Consider the following 18,150-nt stretch of genomic DNA (forward strand, 5'->3'; position numbering starts at 1 on the left):
ACCATGTCAAATGTTCAAGAACGCCTGCGGGTGCTGTATTGCGACCACCTGGCCATTGCGCGGGGCAAATACGTCACGCTCAAACCCGGTCAGGGCGGTGGTGCCCGTTTTTGCCGAGGCACCTTTGGCGTCACTTACGAAAAAGAGCTGATCCCGGCCCCGGGCGCGATGGTCATGGAAGGCCTGCCCGACATGGAGGCGGCCTACACCGCCGAAGACATCCGCCAGGGCTGGCAGCCGTTCACCCAGGTGGCCATTGGCGATCTGAAAGCCAACGACGGCACGCCCCTGCCCATGTGCGGGCGCAGTGCCTTGAAGCGCGCCGTGGCCGACTGGCAGGCCATGGGTTACGACCCGATGGTGGGCATTGAGCTCGAAGCCTTTGCCTTCCAGATCGAGCCTGACGGCTCGCTCAAACCCTACGACACGCCTGCGGCCCATGTGTATTCCACAGGCCCATTTTCCGACCCGAGGGGCTTCACCGACGCCCTGTGGGAAAAGGCCTCGGCAGCGGGCTTTCGCATCGACAGCATGAACACCGAATACGACGCGCCGCAGTTCGAATTCACGCTGACCTACGACCGTGCCGTGAAGGCGGTGGACGACATCTTCTTGTTCCGCCTCTTGGCACGCGAAGTCGCTTTCCAGCACGGCATCGTGCTGACCTTCATGCCCAAGCCCATACTCACGGTGGGAGGCAGCGGGGTGCACATCAACTTCAGCCTGCGTGATGGTCAAGGCCACAACGCGATCTCGGGCGGCCATGACGCGAGCCAGTTCAACGCGCTCACCCTGGGCTGCACCGCCGGGCTGATGCACCACCACCAGGCCTTGGCGGGCCTGCTGGCACCCAGCGCCAATTCATACAAGCGCCTGCAACCGGCCAGCCTGTCTGGCTTTTGGAAAAACTGGGCCGTGGACCACCGGGGCGTCACGGTGCGTCTGTCGGCAGAAAGTGGTTCGGGCGCACGCATTGAGCACCGCATGGGTGACGCCGCCGCCAACCCCTACACCCACACCGCCGCAGTCTTGCAGGCGGCGCGTCTGGGTGTGGTCAATGGCTATGCGTTGCAGCCAGCCGAGACGGGTGACTGTTTGGAAAACAAAGATGCCACCGAAAGCGTGTCGGAAACCTTGTCGGGTGCGCTGGATGCGCTCGAAGCTGACACCGTCTTGAGTCAGGCTCTGGGCCAAGGCTTGGTGGACAACCATGTGGGGATCAAGCGCCACGAAATTGAACGCACCGCAGCCCTGGAGGGTGATGCGCTGCGGGATTACTACATCCGTTACATCTGAAGGACAGCACATGCAAGCCTGGGAGGCCTTGGGACCTGACGCCACGGTGGTGGTGGTCGGGGGTGGTCATGCCGGTGCGGCCGTGGTCTCGCAGTTGCGCAGTCAAGGCTTTGCCGGGCAGTTGGTGCTCATTTCTGCCGAAAATGGCTTGCCTTACCACCGGCCGCCCTTGTCTAAAAAGGCCTTGCTGGAGGGGGCGGACATGGCTTCAATGAGCCTGCGTCCCGAGTCCTGGTACGTGAGCAACCGGGTGACCCGCTATGCCTCTACCACGGTCACCGGTATTGACCGCGCTGCCCGTCGTGTGCACTTGCAATCGGCATCAGCCCCCGAGGTCATGGCCTATGACGCACTCATTTTGGCCACTGGCGCGGCACCTCGGCCATGGACCGATCCAGTCACAGGCGGCGACGCTTTGGGTCTGGCCGATGGTGTTCATGTGCTGCGCGATGCGGAGGACGCGCAGGCCTTGCGCGCTGCGTTGCTGGCCAGTGGCCATCTTGTCATCGTCGGCGGCGGCTACATCGGTCTGGAAGTGGCAGCCACGGCCAGGGCCTTGGGGTGCGCGGTGTGCATCGTGGAGCAAGCGCCGCGCATTTTGCAGCGCGTGGCACCTCAGGCCACCAGTCAGCTGCTGCGTCAGCTGCACCAATCCCATGGGGTGCAGCTGTTTGAAGGTGCCCAGGTCGTAGCGCTGCAGCGCGAAGGACAAAAAATCAGCAGCGTACGCATCCAAACCGCCGAAGGCGAGTTGCGCGATCTTCAGGCCGACTTGCTGCTGGCCGGTATTGGTGCGGTACCCCGTGACGATTTGGCCAAAGCCTGTGGTTTGGAGGTGGGCAATGGCATTGTGGTCAATGCCCAAGGCCAAACCCAAGACCCCGCCATTTGGGCCGTGGGGGATGTGGCCAGACACCGGGACCAATCGATCCGCATCGAGTCGGTAGGCAACGCCAACCACCAAGCCGCCTTGGTGGCTGCGGCATTGATGGCCCGACCAGAACCACTGCCTTTTGTGCCCTGGTTTTGGTCCGACCAATACGGTGGGCGTTTGCAAATTGCAGGCTTATGGACAACGGCAGACCGTTGGGTGGAGCGCCAAGAGGGTGCGCAGGGGCGCAGCATTTGGTCTTACCAAGGCACGCGGCTGGTTGCGGTCGATGCGTGGCAAGCCCCTTTAGCCTATGTCTTGGGCAAGAAATGGTTGGAAACCGGCCAATATCCTCCTGCCGAATGGTTGGCCCATCAGGACCAAAACTTAAAGGACTGGGTGCCTCAAGCCCCCAGTGTCGTGTCGCCATGATGTTGAGTGAGCGCGACAAGCATTTTTTTCGATGGGCTGAATCCAGCCCCATGTTTTTAACTTTGAAAGAGAGCACACCATGCCTAAAGTGCACTGGATTTTGCCCAATGGTGACCGCGTCAGCGACGATGTCAACGAAAACAGCAACCTGATGGATGCGGCCCAGATGAATGGCATTGCCGGCATCGATGGCGAATGCGGCGGTTGCTTGTCTTGCGCCACCTGCCATGTGGTGGTGGATGACGCTTGGCTGGCCCTGTGCCCCCCCATGGGCGAGGTGGAGAACGCCATGCTGGACATCGTCAGCTCACCCCGCCAAAGCGGCAGCCGCTTGAGCTGCCAATTGGCCGCATCGCCCGTCCTCGATGGCATCGTGCTTCATGTTCCTCAATGAGCTGACGCATGTCTGATCACCAACTCCAGCGCAACCAACTCGGTGTCGCGTCCATTGTGTTTTTTGTCGTCGCCGCTGCAGCCCCGCTCTTGGGGATGACCGGCGCTGCGCCCATGGCCATTGTGTTGGGCAATGGGGCCGGTGTGCCCGGATCGTATTTGCTGGTGGGCTTGACCTTGCTGTTGTTCAGTGTGGGTTACTGCGCCATGAGCCGTCGCGTGACCAATTCGGGCGCATTTTTTGCCTACATTGGCAGCGGCTTGGGTTTGTCCGTCGGTTTGGGGGCGGCCTTGGTGTCAGTCTTGGCCTACGCTGCCATCCAATTGGCCATTTATGGGTTTTGGGGTGGGCTCTTGGCCATGCAATGGGGTGTGCTGCCTTGGTGGGGCTGGTCTGGCTTGGCCTGGTGCTTGGTGACGATTTTGTCCATGCGCCAAGTCGAGGTGGGGGCCCGCTTGTTGGGCGTTTTGCTGCTCATGGAGATGGCCTGTCTGCTCGTCACCGCTGTGGCCATCTTGTTGCACGGTGGTCCAGAGGGATTGTCTTGGGGTGCGGCTTTTTCGCCTGAAAATGTGTTGTCGGGAGGGTTGTCAGGCTCTGCAGGCGTGTCTTTGGCTTTTGCTTTGGCTTCGTTCATTGGCTTTGAAGCCACGGCCATTTATGGCGAAGAGTCAATTGACCCCAAAACCACGGTGCCTCGCGCGACATACTGGGCCGTTGCCTTGATCACGGTGTTTTTCGCGCTGACCTCGTTTGCCATCGTCACCGGTCTGGGCGCTTCCCAAGTGGTGGATGAGGTGGTCAAGCGCACCACAGTGAATGGTCAGGCCTTGGCCGACCCTGCGGCGGTGTTGTTGTCCTTGGCCAGTGAATTCGTCGGTCCTTGGATGGCCAGTGCGATGGCGCTTTTGGTCATCACCAGCTTGTTTGCCGGATTGCTGGCGTTTCAAAATTCGGCGGCGCGCTACTTGTTTGCATTGTCTCGGGGTGGCGCATTGCCTGCTTCGCTGGCCCAGGTCAATCGCCAAGGTGCGCCGTTCAAGGCGTCGGCTTGTGTCAGCGTGCTCACGGCCTTGGTCATGTCGGCCTTTGCCGTGTCCGGCTTGGATCCCATTGTTCAGCTGTTCGCTTGGTGCAGTGGCGTGGCGGTGGTCGCGATTTTGATGATCGAGGTCTTGGTTTCGTTGGGCGTTTGGGCCTATTTCAGACGCTCGCACGAGAAGGTGGGTGCCTGGGCCAGCACCATTGCACCTTTGGCCTCGGCCGTGCTGTTGAGTCTGGGTTTGTATTTGCTGCTGTCGCGCTTTGGCTTGCTCACCGGCTTGGTGATGACGGGGGTAGACCCCGCCGCTACAGCATGGGGACTGAGCCCCCTGGGTTGGTTGCTGGCCTTGTTGCCCGCTTTGGTCGGGGTTGTGGGCTGGGCCACGGCACACTGGCGTCCCTTGGGCAGCAAGCAATTGCTCAAAGACATCCTTTCCTGAATTACAAAGGTCATCCATGAAACAAGAACACATCGACGCACTGCGTCACCAAACCATCCCTGATCAGGGCTTGCTGATCGACGGGCAGTGGGCAGCTGCAGCATCTGGCCAGGCCTTGCCCGTGGTGTCGCCCATCGATGGGCAGCAGCTGTGCACCATCGCAGCTGCCGGGGCTGTGGATGTCGACCGCGCCGTGCAGGCAGCCCGCCGCAGCTTTGAGCAAGGCGTGTGGTCACGCATGGCGCCAGCCGAACGCAAGAAAATTCTGCACCGCATTGCTGACCGCATTGAGGCCCACCACGCCGAACTGGCGGTGCTGGGCGTGCGCGACAACGGCACCGAGATTGCCATGGCCTGGAAGGCCGAGCCCGGCAGCGCGGCGGGCACCTTTCGCTATTACGCTGAGTGTGTGGACAAGATCAACGGCGAGATCGCCCCAACGCCAGAAGGCACACTGGGCTTGATCCACAAGGAGGCGGTCGGCGTGGTGGGGGCCATCGTGCCCTGGAACTTTCCGCTGATGATCGGTGCCTGGAAGATCGCGCCGGCCTTGGCGGCAGGCAATTCGGTGGTGCTCAAACCTTCTGAAGACGCCTCGCTGTCTTTGCTGCGCCTGGCGCAGCTGTGCTTGGATGCGGGCTTGCCTGCGGGTGTGCTCAATGTCGTCACCGGCTCCGGCGCGGAAGCGGGCGAGGCGCTGGCGCGGCACATGGATGTGGACATCCTGACCTTCACCGGCTCCGGCCCGGTGGGGCGCATGTTGCTCAAGGCCTCGGCCGAGTCCAACCTCAAGCGGGTGTACCTGGAGCTGGGTGGCAAGTCGCCCAATGTGGTGTTTGAGGATGCGCCCGATCTGGCACAAGCGGCCAAGGTCTCGGCCATGGGCATCTTCCGCAACAGCGGGCAGGTGTGTGTGGCGGGCTCGCGCCTTCTGGTGCAGCGCTCGGTACACGATGAATTTGTGGATCGGCTGCAAAACATCGCATCCAGCCTGCGCGTGGGTGATCCGCTGGATGTGACGATGGACATTGGCGCAGTCAGCAGCGCCCGCCAGCTGACCCGCAACCAGAGCATGCTGGCCCGTGCTTTAGAGCAGGGCGCTCGTTTGCGCACCGGCGGTCAGGTGATTGCGCCTGTGCCCGGTGGCCAGTTCATGAGCCCCGCCGTGCTGGATGGCGTTCAGCCCGAGATGGAAATCGCCCGGCAGGAGGTCTTTGGACCGGTGCTGGCCGTCATGCCGTTTGATGATGAGGCCCATGCTGTGCGCCTGGCCAATGGCACCGAATATGGGCTGGCCGCAGGGGTGTGGACCGGCAGTCTGTCTCGTGCCCATCGCATGGTGCGCGCCATCAAGGCCGGGCTGGTGCACGTCAATACCTATGGCGGCCCCGACATCACCGTGCCGCTGGGCGGCGTGCGGCAGTCGGGCAATGGGCACGACAAGTCGATGCATGCCCTGGACAAATACCTGGACCTGAAAACGGCCTGGATTCAGCTTTGATTTTTGAAAGTAAATGACATGAACAACGACCAACTCAAGGCGGACAACGCCCAATATCTGTGGCACCCCATGGCCCACCCGGGCGCGATGAAGAAATCCACACCCGACATCATCGCCAAAGGCGAGGGCTGCTGGATCTGGGACGTGGACGGCCACAAGATGCTCGACGGCGTGGGGGGGCTGTGGGCCTGCAACCTGGGCCACAGCAACAAACCTGTGCGTGACGCCATCGTGGCGCAGATGGACGAGCTGCCCTTTTACAACGTGTTTCGCGGCACCACCCATGTGCGGGCGATCGAGTTGTCCAAACGCCTGGTGCAGATGATGGAACCTGAGGGCGTGGCCACGGTGATGTTTTCCACCGGCGGATCGGACGCGGTGGAGGGCGCGCTGAAAGTAGCGCGTCAGTACTGGAAGCTCAAAGGCCAGGCCGACCGCTTCAAGTTCATCAGCCTGCGCCAGGGCTACCACGGCGTGCACTTTGGCGGCATGAGCGTGAACGGCAACACCAATTTCCGCCGCGCTTACGAGCCGCTGCTGCCCGGGTGCTTTCACGTCGACACGCCCTGGGCTTACCACAACCCCTACACCGATGACCCGATTCGCCTGGGCGAAATTTGTGCCGAAATGCTCGAGCGCGAAATCGTGTTCCAGGGCCCGGACACGGTGGCGGCTTTCATTGCCGAGCCGGTGCAGGGCGCGGGTGGCGTGATCGTGCCGCCGCCCAATTACTGGCCGCTGGTGCGCCAGATTTGCGACAAGTACGGTGTGCTCTTGATCGCCGACGAGGTGGTGACCGGCTTTGGCCGCAGCGGCGAAATGTTTGGCACGCGCCTGTGGGGCGTGAACGCCGACATGTGGTGCTTGGCCAAGGGCATTTCTTCGGGCTACATCCCGCTCGGGGCCACGGCCATCAACCGCCGTATTGCCGAGGTGTTTGACGCCGACACCACGGGCGCCGCCTCGGTCTCGCACGGCTACACCTACAGCGCGCACCCGATCGCGGCTGCGGCGGCGCTGGCCACACTCGACCAGATCGAGGCGCTGGACATCCCCGGCCACGCCGCCCGCGTGGGCGAGCACCTGCAGACCCGTTTGCGCAAATTGGTCGACACCTGCGCCTTTGTGGGCGATGTGCGCGGTGTGGGCCTGATGCTGGGCATCGAGATGGTGAGCGACAAGGCCAAACGCACGCCCATGACCCGCACCAGTGACATCCCGGCGCGGGTGGCCAAGGCCGCCTACAAGGCAGGTTTGATGGTGCGCATCTCCGGCCCCAACCTGATCCTGTCGCCGCCGCTGATCATCACCCGCGAGCAGGTGGACTTGATGTGCGACGTGCTCGAAGGCGCGTTTGCCGCTGTGCAGGAGGGTCGCGCATGAAGAGCCCGGTCATTCTGATCGTCGGTACCGTCGACACCAAGAGCGACGAGATCGGCTTCATGCGCGAGCAGGTGCAGGCCGCAGGCGGCCAGGCACTGATCATGGACGTGGGCGTGCTGGCCAAAGGCCGGGTGATCCCGGACATCGCCAACACCGATGTGGCTGCGGCTGCGGAAGTGACGCTGCAGCAGGTCATGGACAGTGGCGACGAAAACAGTGCCATGGCCTTGATGGCCCTGGGTGCAAGTCGCTTGGCGGTGCAACTCCAAACCACGGGACGCATTGACGGCTTGCTGGTGCTGGGCGGCACCATGGGCACCGATCTGGCGCTCGATGTCGCCAGGAGTTTGCCGCTGGGCGTGCCCAAAGTGGTGCTGTCCACCGTGGCGTTTTCGCCCCTGTTGCCACCTGAGCGCATGCCGCCCGATTTGATGATGGTGCTGTGGGCGGGCGGCCTTTACGGCCTCAACAGCCTGTGCCAGTCGGCCCTGGCCCAAGCCGCAGGCGCGGTGGTGGGCGCGTGCCGTGTGGCGCGGGTGCCGCGCTTTGACCGGCCGGTGGTGGGCATGACGTCTTTGGGCTCTAGCTGCCTGAAATACATGGTGCAACTGCAGCCCGAACTGGACAAGCGCGGGTTTGATTTGGCCGTGTTTCACACCACGGGCATGGGGGGCCGGGCGTTTGAATCGCTGGCAGCACAAGGGCAGTTCGCCTGCGTGATGGACTTCAGCCTGCAGGAAATGGTCAACCAGATGGGCGGCTCGGTGGTCAGTGCAGGCCCCGACCGCCTGATGGGCGCAGGCCTCAAAAGCGTGCCGATGATCGTCGCGCCGGGGGCCACCGATTTGGTGGATTACCCCGCCTGGGGCCAGATGCCCGAGCGCTTTGCCGGGCGACCCTCGCACGACCACAACCGCCTGATCGCCTCGGTGGGCATCGACGCCGACATGCGCCGTGAATTCGCCCGCGAGCTGGCCAGCCGCTTGCGTCAGGCCCAAGGCCCGGTGCACCTGGTGTTGCCTTTGCAAGGCATTCAAGAGTGGGACCGGGCCGGTGCACCGCTGCACGATCCAGAAGGTCTGGCGGCGATGATGGACGAAATGGCGCGCTGCGATTGGGGCACAGCCGAGGTCTCGCGCATCGACGCGCACATCAACGATGCTGCGTTTGTGCAGCAGGTGCTTGGAGTGTTTGACGACTGGCTGGCCCAAGGGCTGGTGGAGCCTGCTGCGGGCATGAAAGCGACCCATGTCTGATGCGCTGAGACCCGAAGACAAGGCCCTGATTCTGGACTTTGGTGGTGTCATCAGTCGCACCCTGTTTGAAACCCACGCCTTGAGTGAAGCCGCTTTGGGCCTGGCCGCCGGCACGCTCACTTGGCAAGGCCCGTTTGCACCTGAAACCGATGCGCTGTGGCAAGCCATGCAGGCCGATCAGATCAGTGAACGCGATTACTGGATGCAACGCACCCGCGAGGTCGGTCGCTTGTTGGGTGAAGACTGGACCGAGATGCAAACCTTTGTGCAGCGCGCTCGGGGGGCTGATGTGGCGGCTGTGATCCGGCCTGAGGCGGTAGCGGCCATCCAACAGGCCAAGGCGCTGGGCTATAAGCTGGGCATTTTGTCCAATGAGCTGGATCTGTTTTATGGGGCTGATTTTCGCGAGCGTTTGCCCTTGCTCCAGCAGTTTGATGTGATCGTGGATGCCACTTACACCCAGATCCTCAAGCCCGATCCGCGCGCTTACCAGGCGTGTTTGCAGGCTTTGGGGGTGCAGGCCAAGCACGGGGTATTTGTGGACGACCAGCTGCGCAACGTGTTGGGGGCTCAGCGCTGCGGCTTGCCCGTGGTGCATCTGGATGTTTGCCAACCGGGTGCCGGTTTTGCAAAAGCCCTGCAGATGCTGGCAGCGTTGTGATGCGCGGTTTGGGCCTTTGGCCAATGGCATAGCGGGGTCAGAACAGGGCATGAACTGGGTGAATTGACGGGGGGTGGGGCTGGAATCGAACGTGACACCCCCGGTGCACGTCCGTGTTTGCAAAAACTTTATGATGCCGCTTCCAAACAAAACCCGGAGACACGACATGAACGACTTGAACCCCTGGGGCCAACGCCGCGATTTCTTGAAGGCCATGGCCGCTGTGACGGGCTCACTGCCTGTGTGGGCCCAGGCCCAAAGCAGCTGGCCTTCCAAACCGGTGACCATGGTGGTGCCCTTTCCGGCAGGCGGCGGAACCGATGCCTTCGCCAGGCCCCTGTCGGCCCAGTTTGCCAAGCTGACCGGCAAGCAGCTCATCATTGACAACCGTGGAGGTGCCGGGGGCACACTGGGGGCTGGCGTGGCCGCCAAATCAGCGCCCGATGGCTACAACCTGTTCATGGGCGCGGTACACCACACGATCGCCCCCAGCATGTACCCCAAGCTGGACTACGACCTGGAGCGTGACCTGATTCCCTTGATTTTGGTGGCCAACGTGCCCCAGGTCCTGGTGGTCAATCCCAAAAAAGTGCAGGCGGCCGACTTCAAGGCCTTCCTGGAGATGGTCAAAAAGAACCCCGGACGCCTGAATTACGGCTCTGCCGGGGGCGGCACCTCGCACCATCTGGCCGGCGAGTTGTTCAAGCTGCAGACCCAAACTTTCATCACTCACATTCCCTACCGGGGTGCTGGCCCAGCCCTGCAAGACCTGATTGCGGGCAACGTGGACATGATGTTTGATGGCCTGGGCTCGTCGGCGGCCCACATCAAGGGCGGCCGCATCAAGGCCCTGATGGTCTCGGGAGCCAAACGCAATGCGGCATTCCCTGACGTGCCTTGCTCGGCCGAGTTGGGTTTGCCCGATTACACCGTCTCCACCTGGTACGGTGTGTGGGCACCCAAGGGCACGCCCGCAGATGCCCAAGCCCGCGCCATTGAAGAAATCCGCCGAGCCTGCCAAACCGACGAGGCCAAAGCCGTCTGGGCCAACCAGGGGGCGGAATTCCCCAACCTGACCACAGCCCAGTTCGATGGCTTCATCAAGAAAGAGCTGACCAAGTGGGCTCAGGTGGTCAAGGCTTCGGGGGCCAAGCTCGATTGAGTCTGGCACTGGATGTTCAACGGGCCTGTGATCGGGCCCTTTTTCATGCCTTCTTTCACGTTGCGATTTTGAAACCATGACCCACAACAACCTGTTTTCGGCCCTGCGGGCTGCATTTCCTGCCGATTTGACTGCAGTGGCGGTCGAGACCGACGAAGGCCTGCGTTACAGCTGGCACGACCTGGACCGCGCCACGGCCATGATGGCCAATTTGCTGCAATCACTGGATTTGCCCGAAGGCAGCCGGGTGGCGGTGCAGGTCGAAAAGTCGGTCGAGGCCATGATGCTGTATTTGGCGACGCTGCGCGCTGGGTATGTGTTCTTGCCCCTGAACACGGCCTACCAAAGTGCCGAGATCGAATACTTCATTGGCAATGCCGAGCCTGCTGTGGTGGTGTGCAGTCCGGCCAATTTTGGTTGGGTCAGCAAGATCGCCTTCAAGGCGGGAACGCAGCATGTGTTCACGCTGGGCGATGACCGCACGGGCAGCTTGCTTGAGCGGTCCGCGCACCACAGTGACCAGCACACGCCCTTGCCGCGCCAGGCCGATGACCTGGCCGCCATCCTCTACACCAGCGGCACCACCGGCCGCAGCAAGGGTGCCATGCTCACCCACGGCAACATGCTGAGCAATGCGCTCACGCTCAAGGATTACTGGGGCTGGACATCAACCGGGGGGGCTGATGGCCGTGGCGATGTGCTCATTCACGCCTTGCCCATTTTCCATGTGCATGGCCTGTTTGTGGCCATCCACGGCGCCTTGATCAACGGCAGCAAGATGATCTGGATGGCCAAGTTCGACCCCAAGCGCGCGATTGCCCACATGGCCAAAGCCACCGTCTTCATGGGGGTGCCCACGCTGTATGTGCGCATGCTGACCGAGCCGTCACTGAACAAAGAGGCCGTCAAGCACATGCGCCTGTTCATCGCAGGCTCTGCGCCCTTGTTGATTGAGACCTTCACTGAATGGCAAGAGCGCACGGGCCACACGATTTTGGAGCGTTATGGCATGAGCGAGACCGCCATGCTGACCTCCAACCCCTATGCTGCCGATGCGCGCTACGCCGGGCAAAGCGAGCGGCGCGGCGGCACAGTGGGCTTTCCCTTGCCGGGTGTGTCGCTGCGTGTTCGAGGGGATGATGGACATGATCTGCCTGTGGGCGAGATTGGTGGCATCCAGGTCAAAGGCCCCAATGTGTTCAAAGGCTACTGGCGCATGCCCGAAAAAACAGCCGAAGAGTTCACAGCAGACGGGTTCTTCAAGACCGGCGATGTGGGCCAGGTCGATGAACGTGGCTATGTGACCATCGTGGGCCGCAGCAAAGACCTGATCATCAGCGGTGGCTACAACGTCTACCCCGCAGAGATCGAGGGCTACATCAACGAGATGCCCGGCGTGGCCGAAAGCGCCGTCATCGGTGTGCCCCATTCCGATTTTGGCGAGGTGGGCGTGGCGGTGGTCATTGCCAAACCAGGTGCCAACTTGAAGCCGGAAGCCATCGTGGCCGATCTCAAAGCCAAACTGGCGAACTTCAAGATTCCCAAGCGCTGTTTTGTGCTGGCCGAGTTGCCGCGCAACACCATGGGCAAAGTGCAAAAAAACCTGTTGCGCGATCAGTACAAGGGCTTGTTCGTTTGACAGCAGTTGGCTGTGATCTCATACAAAAAAAGACCGCCTCGGCGGTCTTTTTTTGCGGCATGCGCAGTGCCCGACATGGGCGCCCAACTTGCCGTGTCGTCATTTCAGATAAGCGTTTTTTTCCTGGATGCGCTGGATGTATTGTCCGGCTTGCTCGGGCGTCATTTCCTGATTGAGCACTTTGACGTTCGCGTACCAAAGCTCTTCTTCCATAGAGGGCCAGACGCGGTTGAGTTTTTCAGCGTTGATCCGGATGGTGTCGTCGCATTCCTTGCGCCAATTCATCATTTCCTGACCCAAAGGGTCATTGACAGCGACATGGTGTTTGGACATTGAGAAAAAGCCGCTCAAGGTGTCTGTCATCAACTGTGCGAATTCAGCGGAGGCCAGCCATTCAATGAATTTTCTGGCCGCTTCAGGGTGCCGGGTGTTTTTGTTGATGCCAATGCCGAAATCGGGGTGGACCGACAGGTGGCATTGCTGGTTTTTGTTTTCGACGGGGGGTTTGAACACGCCCATATCAATTTGTTTTTTATAGGCAAAGCTGGTGCTGCGCAAAAAATCGATGTCCCATGAACCTGTGGGGTAAATCGCGGCGTTGCCCGTGGCAAACAAAACCTGCATGTCGCTGTTGGACATTTCCCGTTGCTTGGGATGCATATAGGGCTTGAATTGGCTCATCATGCGCCAGACTTTGAGGAATTCGGGGTCTGTGAATTTCTTGGTTCCGTTGAGCAGGCCCAGGCGTGCTTTTTCCCCACCCCAGAAGTTGGGGCCCATGCCTGTAAAAATCACCTGTGTGGATTCCCACATATCGGCCGTACCCAGAGCCAAAGGGGTGGTTTGTCCTGCATTGGCCACTTTTTTCAGCCTGTCCATGAATTCGGTCAGGGTCTGTGGTGGTTCGAGTTGAAGCTGCCGGAAGATCTGTTTGTTGTAGAAAATTCCGTGGATGACATAGGCCACGGGCAAGCAATAAGTTGTTTTGCCATCGTCTGTTGTCCAGGCGCGACGTGAATCGGCGCTGAAGTTTTCCAACTCTTTCTCGGTCAAGGCTTGCAGAAAACCCTTGTCGTTCAATCGCAAGCCACCATCAAAGGGGCGACAAAAAACAACATCGCCAGCAACGCGGGTTGAAAGGCGTGAGTACAGCCGTCCGTCATAGAGCAGGGCTTCTTCCGGCGCGAATTTCAGACGGATGCCGGGGTGTTTGCGCTGGAATGCGGGAATGATCACCCGATCCCAGAAGATTTGGTCGTCTTTGCGCCAGCTTTCGATGACCAACTCTTGCGCATTCAAGGTGGAGCTGAATGAAAGCATCCAACATGCAAGCACCAGCATCGGCAGCAAGACCCGGCGCAGGGCAGCCACGATGGCGGCGAGTGCTGGTTGAAATCTGAAAGTAAACACGTCATCCCCATTTTTTGAGTGGGCACTATTGTAGTATTTGAAGACGTGTTCGGATTCTCTTTTAACGTGTTGTTGAGCCTCCGTGCGCGGCCTTCAGCGCAGCACCAGCACGGGAATGTGCGAGTGGGTCAGCACTTGCTGGGTTTCGCTGCCCAGCAACAAGCGCTTGATGCCTTTGCGGCCGTGCGAGGCCATCACAATCAGGTCGGCTTTGTGTTTTTTGGCCGTTGCAATGATGGCGTCCGAAACCACGTCCGATTTCACGGTGACCGTTTTGACGCTCACACCTTTGGTTTTGGCAAGCTTTTGCACCCCATCCAAGTTGCTTTGGGCGGATTCTGTCCATTGTTTTTCGACGCGCGAAATTTCTTCCGCCGACAAGGGAATGCTGCCCTCGAAATAGGCCTGCGGGTAACGGGGAACGATTTTCACCGCCACCAGTTCAGCGCCACAGGTGGCGGCCAGTTGAATCGCGCTGGTCACGGCTTTTTTGGACAATGTGGAGCCATCGGTGGCCACCAGGATGCGTTCGTACATAAGGATGCTCCTCAGCGTGTTGAAAGCTTCAGCTTAAAACGCATGCATACGTTTGTGCTTGATGCATGTCAAGCTTTGTGTCGGGCCTTTGGCTTATCTTCATGGCATGACTCCTGTCAATGTTTTGCCATCTCCTGTTCGCAGGGTTTCTGCCACAGCGCTGACAACGCCAGACATGGAGAATGCGCTTCGCCACAAGTTGCTGGATGACCCGCAAGAGTGGGCCAGCTTCAGCTTGCCGGAAAAAGCCCAACCCGGTTGCTGGAGTTCGAGCGTGGTGTTTGAGGGCATGCATTGCGCTGCTTGTGCCATCACGCTGGAAGATGCTTTGCGCGCCGTGCCGGGGGTCGAGTCTGTGCAAATCAGTGGGGCCAGCCATCGTGGCCGCATTGTCTGGTCACCAGATCGGACGCTGCCTTCTGAATGGATGCAATCGGTTGAGCATTTGGGCTACAAGGCGATCCCGGCCAATGACGCCCACGCCCATGAGCGGCGCAGGCTGGAAGCCCGGCGCATGCTGTGGCGACTGGCGGTGGCTGCGCTGTGCATGATGCAGGTGATGATGTATGCCACGCCGGCTTATGTGTCCGAGCCAGGAGACATCACGCCCGAGATGCTGCATCTGCTGCGCTGGGCGTCCTGGGTCTTGTCCTTGCCGGTGGTGTTTTTTTCTTGCACCCCATTTTTTCGCAGTGCCTGGCGAGACCTGCTGCAGCGCCAGGTGAGCATGGATTTGCCGGTGGCCTTGGGCATGGCGGTGACTTTTGTGGTCAGCAGCCTGGGTACCTTTGAGCCGCAGGGTCCCTTCGGAGCAGAGGTCTATTTCGATTCCCTGACCATGTTCGTGTTTTTCCTGCTCATGGGCCGCTGGCTGGAGTTGCGTTTGCGTGACCGCACGGCGGGTGCCTTGGAAGCAGTGCTCAACCGCTTGCCCGGCAGCGTGCGCAAGCGCCTGCCCGATGGCCAATGGGAGGTCTTGTCCATTCGCCGTCTGGGGGTGGGTGATGTGATTGAAGTCTTGCCTGGTGAGGCCCTGGCCGGAGATGGCTTGGTGGTGGCAGGGCAGACCCAGGTCGATGAGGCTTTGCTGACGGGGGAATCCCGGCCCTTGAGCCGACAGCCTGGGGACCGCGTGATTGCGGGCAGTCATAACCTGAGCGGCACCATCGAGGTGCGCATTGAACAAGTGGGTGCATCAACCCGGTATGCCCAAATCGTCGCTTTGATGGAGGGGGCCTCGGTCTCCAAGCCGTCCATGGCTTTGTTGGTCGATCGTTGGGTCAGGCCTTTTTTGGTGGCGGTGCTGTTGGCGTCTTTGGCGGCGGCCATGTATGGGTGGTCGTCGGGACCCGCGCATGCCCTGATGGTGGCGGTGGCCGTGCTGATCGTGACGTGTCCCTGCGCCTTGTCCCTGGCCACACCTGCAGCGATGCTGGCCTCGGCCGGTGCTTTGGCGCGCAGTGGCGTGTTGGTGCGTCGTCTGGAGGCTTTGCAGAATCTGGCCGCCGTGGACACCGTGATTTTTGACAAGACCGGTACCTTGACGCGGGATGCCTTTGAGGTGTCCGAGATCCACACCCGCGCAGGGGTCAGCGGTGCACAAGCGCTCCAATGGGCATCGTCCTTGGCGCGCCATTCCTTGCATCCGGTCTCGCGTGCCTTGTGGTCGCAGGCGCGCAGCAGGGCTCAGGCCTTGGGTCAATGGCCTGAACTGGAGGCCCTCGTGTCGCAAGATGTGTCCGAAGTGTCGGGCTCGGGTGTGCAAGGTGTCCTGCGCCTTGCAGGTCAGCCGGATCGGGCCTTGCGTTTGGGCTCGGCCGTGTTTTGTGCAGCGCCTGCATTCGGGGGGCACCGATTACAAGTCAGTCTGGCCGATGCTGCTGGTTGGATGGCCACTTTTGAGCTGGTCGAAGAAGTGCGTCCCGAAGCGGCGCAGGTTGTGGCGCAATTGAAGCGTCTGGGCCTTCAAGTTCGCATCTTGTCCGGTGATGCCCAAAGCGCCGTGGACCCGATAGCGCAAATGGTGGGCATCACCGAAGGGCAGGGCGCGTGCAGTCCGCAGGACAAACTGCAAGCGGTACAGACCCTGCAGGTGCAAGGTCATCGCGTGCTCATGGTTGGAGATGGCTTGAACGATGGCCCCGTGTTGGCCGGTGCAGATGTGTCATTCGCTTTGGGGCAAGCGGTGCCTTTGGCGCAATCCAAGGCGGATTTTGTGTTGATGGGCAGTCAGCTGGATGTGTTGGTGCCCACCTTTTTACGCAGTCGACAGACGCTGCACATTGTCAAGCAAAACCTCATGTGGGCGGCGGTCTACAACGCCGCTTGCATTCCTTTGGCGATGCTGGGCTACTTGCCTGCCTGGGCTGCCGGTCTGGGCATGGCCCTGAGTTCTTTGTTGGTGGTCCTCAATGCTTTGCGTCTGGCGAAGGCCTTGGTGCCCGGTACCTTGAAAGTTTGAGTCAACGCCCATGGACATCCTTTATTTGCTGATCCCCCTGTCGGTTGGTTTGATTTTTTTCATCCTGGCGGGCCTGTGGTGGGCCATCCACCGGGGTCAATTTGAGGACATTGAGGCCGAAGGCGAGCGCATTTTGCGCAACGATTGATGTTGATCAAGTGCCGTGGGTATACACCCGGGCAAACTGGCCAGGAAGTATTTAAAAAGATGAGGTGAAAATGAAATTTGCCAATATGCAGGCAACTTCGTACAACGACACCGTTGTCCGGCAGTTCGCCATCATGACCGTGGTCTGGGGCGTGGTGGGCATGCTGGTGGGCGTGATCATCGCGGCCCAGCTGACCTGGCCCGAGTTGAACCTGGGCATTCCATGGCTCAGCTATGGGCGCTTGCGTCCGCTGCACACCAATGCGGTGATTTTTGCGTTTGGTGGATGCGGCTTGTTCGCGGCCGCTTATTACGTCGTGCAGCGCACCTGCAACGTCCGCTTGTTCGGTGACAAACTGGCTGCGTTCACCTTCTGGGGCTGGCAGTTGGTCATCTTGCTGGCGGCCATCACCTTGCCTTTGGGTTACACCAGCGGCAAGGAATACGCCGAACTTGAATGGCCCATTGACATCCTGATCACCCTGGTCTGGGTTTCGTTTGCCATTGTGTTTTTTGGCACCTTGGGCACCCGCAAGGTGCGTCACATCTACGTGGCCAACTGGTTCTTTGGTGCCTTCATCATTGCCGTGGCCTTGTTGCATTTGGTCAACAGCGCGGCGCTGCCCGTGGGCATGATGAAGTCCTACTCGGCCTATGCAGGTGTGCAGGACGCCATGGTGCAGTGGTGGTACGGCCACAACGCTGTGGGCTTCTTCCTGACTGCAGGTTTCCTGGGCATGATGTATTACTTCATCCCCAAGCAGGCAGAGCGCCCGGTGTACTCATATCGCCTGTCGATCGTGCACTTCTGGGCCCTGATCTTCACTTACATGTGGGCCGGTCCTCACCACCTGCACTACACCGCCTTGCCTGACTGGACCCAGTCCATCGGCATGGTCTTCTCGCTGATTTTGTTGGCACCCAGCTGGGGCGGCATGATCAACGGCATCATGACCTTGTCTGGCGCGTGGCACAAACTGCGTGACGACCCGATCCTGCGTTTTTTGATCGTGTCTCTGTCTTTCTATGGCATGTCGACCTTCGAAGGCCCGATGATGTCCATCAAGACCGTCAACGCCTTGAGCCACTACACCGACTGGACCGTGGGCCACGTCCACTCAGGTGCTTTGGGTTGGGTGGGTCTGGTCACCATGGGCTCCATGTATTACTTGATTCCCCGCCTGTTTGGCCAAAAACAGATGTACAGCGTCAAGGCCATTGAGGTTCACTTCTGGACCGCCACCATTGGCATCGTGATCTATATCGCAGCCATGTGGATTGCCGGTGTGATGCAGGGGCTGATGTGGCGCGCCGTCAACGCCGACGGCACCTTGACCTACACCTTCGTAGAGTCGGTGAAAGCCACCTTCCCGTTCTATGTGTTGCGTCTGGTGGGCGGCTTGCTGTACCTGGGCGGCATGTGTGTGATGTTGTGGAACGTGTTCAAGACGGCAACGCAAGGGCGTTCCGTTGAAGTCCAGATTCCTGGCCTGACCGCTCACGCCTGAGGAGAAAT

Annotated in this window: 15 protein-coding genes; 13 read left to right on the top strand and 2 right to left on the bottom strand. The window is 60.4% G+C overall.

What is annotated here, in order from left to right:
• Nucleotides 1–3 precede the first annotated feature (3 nt).
• The 10 genes from H663_RS25140 to H663_RS25185 all read left to right on the top strand — a co-directional run bounded on the left by H663_RS25140 (nucleotide 4) and on the right by H663_RS25185 (nucleotide 12,079).
• Nucleotides 4–1,296: a type I glutamate--ammonia ligase gene (locus tag H663_RS25140; protein ID WP_053169658.1), complete on the top strand. Its 1,293-nt coding sequence runs from the start codon at nucleotides 4–6 to the stop codon at nucleotides 1,294–1,296.
• Nucleotides 1,297–1,306: 10 nt separating this feature from the next.
• Nucleotides 1,307–2,599 carry an NAD(P)/FAD-dependent oxidoreductase gene (locus tag H663_RS25145; protein WP_053169656.1) on the top strand — a complete coding sequence of 431 codons (1,293 nt, stop codon included), beginning with the start codon at nucleotides 1,307–1,309 and terminating at the stop codon, nucleotides 2,597–2,599.
• Nucleotides 2,600–2,678: 79 nt separating this feature from the next.
• Nucleotides 2,679–2,993 (top strand): 2Fe-2S iron-sulfur cluster-binding protein, encoded by a 315-nt coding sequence (locus tag H663_RS25150; protein WP_053169654.1) that lies wholly within the window; start codon nucleotides 2,679–2,681, stop codon nucleotides 2,991–2,993.
• 8 nt (nucleotides 2,994–3,001) lie between these two features.
• Nucleotides 3,002–4,477, top strand: a complete 1,476-nt coding sequence (locus H663_RS25155; RefSeq protein ID WP_053169652.1) for an APC family permease — start codon at nucleotides 3,002–3,004, stop codon at nucleotides 4,475–4,477.
• A 16-nt stretch (nucleotides 4,478–4,493) separates the two neighbouring features.
• Nucleotides 4,494–5,978: an aldehyde dehydrogenase gene (locus H663_RS25160; RefSeq protein WP_053169650.1), complete on the top strand. Its 1,485-nt coding sequence runs from the start codon at nucleotides 4,494–4,496 to the stop codon at nucleotides 5,976–5,978.
• Nucleotides 5,979–5,996: 18 nt separating this feature from the next.
• Nucleotides 5,997–7,361, top strand: a complete 1,365-nt coding sequence (locus tag H663_RS25165) for an aminotransferase class III-fold pyridoxal phosphate-dependent enzyme (RefSeq protein ID WP_053169648.1) — start codon at nucleotides 5,997–5,999, stop codon at nucleotides 7,359–7,361.
• Entirely contained in the window at nucleotides 7,358–8,617 is a 1,260-nt protein-coding gene (locus H663_RS25170; protein WP_053169646.1) for a Tm-1-like ATP-binding domain-containing protein, read from the top strand. Before H663_RS25165 ends, H663_RS25170 begins: the two co-directional genes overlap by 4 nt.
• Nucleotides 8,610–9,278, top strand: coding sequence for an HAD-IA family hydrolase (locus tag H663_RS25175; protein WP_053169644.1), 669 nt, complete (start codon nucleotides 8,610–8,612; stop codon nucleotides 9,276–9,278). The genes H663_RS25170 and H663_RS25175 overlap by 8 nt, the downstream gene beginning before the upstream one ends.
• Before the next feature lie 166 nt (nucleotides 9,279–9,444).
• Nucleotides 9,445–10,440, top strand: coding sequence for a Bug family tripartite tricarboxylate transporter substrate binding protein (locus H663_RS25180; protein ID WP_053169642.1), 996 nt, complete (start codon nucleotides 9,445–9,447; stop codon nucleotides 10,438–10,440).
• Between the two features lie 76 nt (nucleotides 10,441–10,516).
• Entirely contained in the window at nucleotides 10,517–12,079 is a 1,563-nt protein-coding gene (locus tag H663_RS25185; protein ID WP_053169640.1) for a malonate--CoA ligase, read from the top strand.
• Nucleotides 12,080–12,178: 99 nt separating this feature from the next.
• On the opposite strand, the gene H663_RS25190 is transcribed toward H663_RS25185, so the two are convergent.
• Together H663_RS25190 and H663_RS25195 are read right to left on the bottom strand one after the other, a co-directional pair.
• On the bottom strand, nucleotides 12,179–13,399 hold the full coding sequence (locus H663_RS25190) for an ABC transporter substrate-binding protein (protein WP_165803859.1): 1,221 nt from the start codon (nucleotides 13,397–13,399) through the stop codon (nucleotides 12,179–12,181).
• Nucleotides 13,400–13,582: 183 nt separating this feature from the next.
• On the bottom strand, nucleotides 13,583–14,026 hold the full coding sequence (locus H663_RS25195) for a universal stress protein (RefSeq protein WP_053169636.1): 444 nt from the start codon (nucleotides 14,024–14,026) through the stop codon (nucleotides 13,583–13,585).
• 175 nt (nucleotides 14,027–14,201) lie between these two features.
• Here H663_RS25195 and H663_RS25200 point away from each other — a divergent pair, with 175 nt between their 5' ends.
• From H663_RS25200 to ccoN, 3 genes are all read left to right on the top strand, one after another.
• The gene (locus H663_RS25200) at nucleotides 14,202–16,487 is read left to right on the top strand and encodes a heavy metal translocating P-type ATPase (protein WP_053169633.1); all 2,286 of its coding nucleotides are present in this window, start codon (nucleotides 14,202–14,204) and stop codon (nucleotides 16,485–16,487) included.
• Between the two features lie 10 nt (nucleotides 16,488–16,497).
• Nucleotides 16,498–16,635 carry a cbb3-type cytochrome oxidase assembly protein CcoS gene (gene ccoS / locus H663_RS25205; RefSeq protein ID WP_053169631.1) on the top strand — a complete coding sequence of 46 codons (138 nt, stop codon included), beginning with the start codon at nucleotides 16,498–16,500 and terminating at the stop codon, nucleotides 16,633–16,635.
• A gap of 70 nt (nucleotides 16,636–16,705) precedes the next feature.
• On the top strand, nucleotides 16,706–18,142 hold the full coding sequence (gene ccoN, locus H663_RS25210) for a cytochrome-c oxidase, cbb3-type subunit I (RefSeq protein ID WP_053169629.1): 1,437 nt from the start codon (nucleotides 16,706–16,708) through the stop codon (nucleotides 18,140–18,142).
• Nucleotides 18,143–18,150 lie beyond the last annotated feature (8 nt).

The organism is Limnohabitans planktonicus II-D5 (genome assembly GCF_001270065.2).
In the GTDB taxonomy this organism is placed as follows: domain Bacteria; phylum Pseudomonadota; class Gammaproteobacteria; order Burkholderiales; family Burkholderiaceae_C; genus Limnohabitans_A; species Limnohabitans_A planktonicus.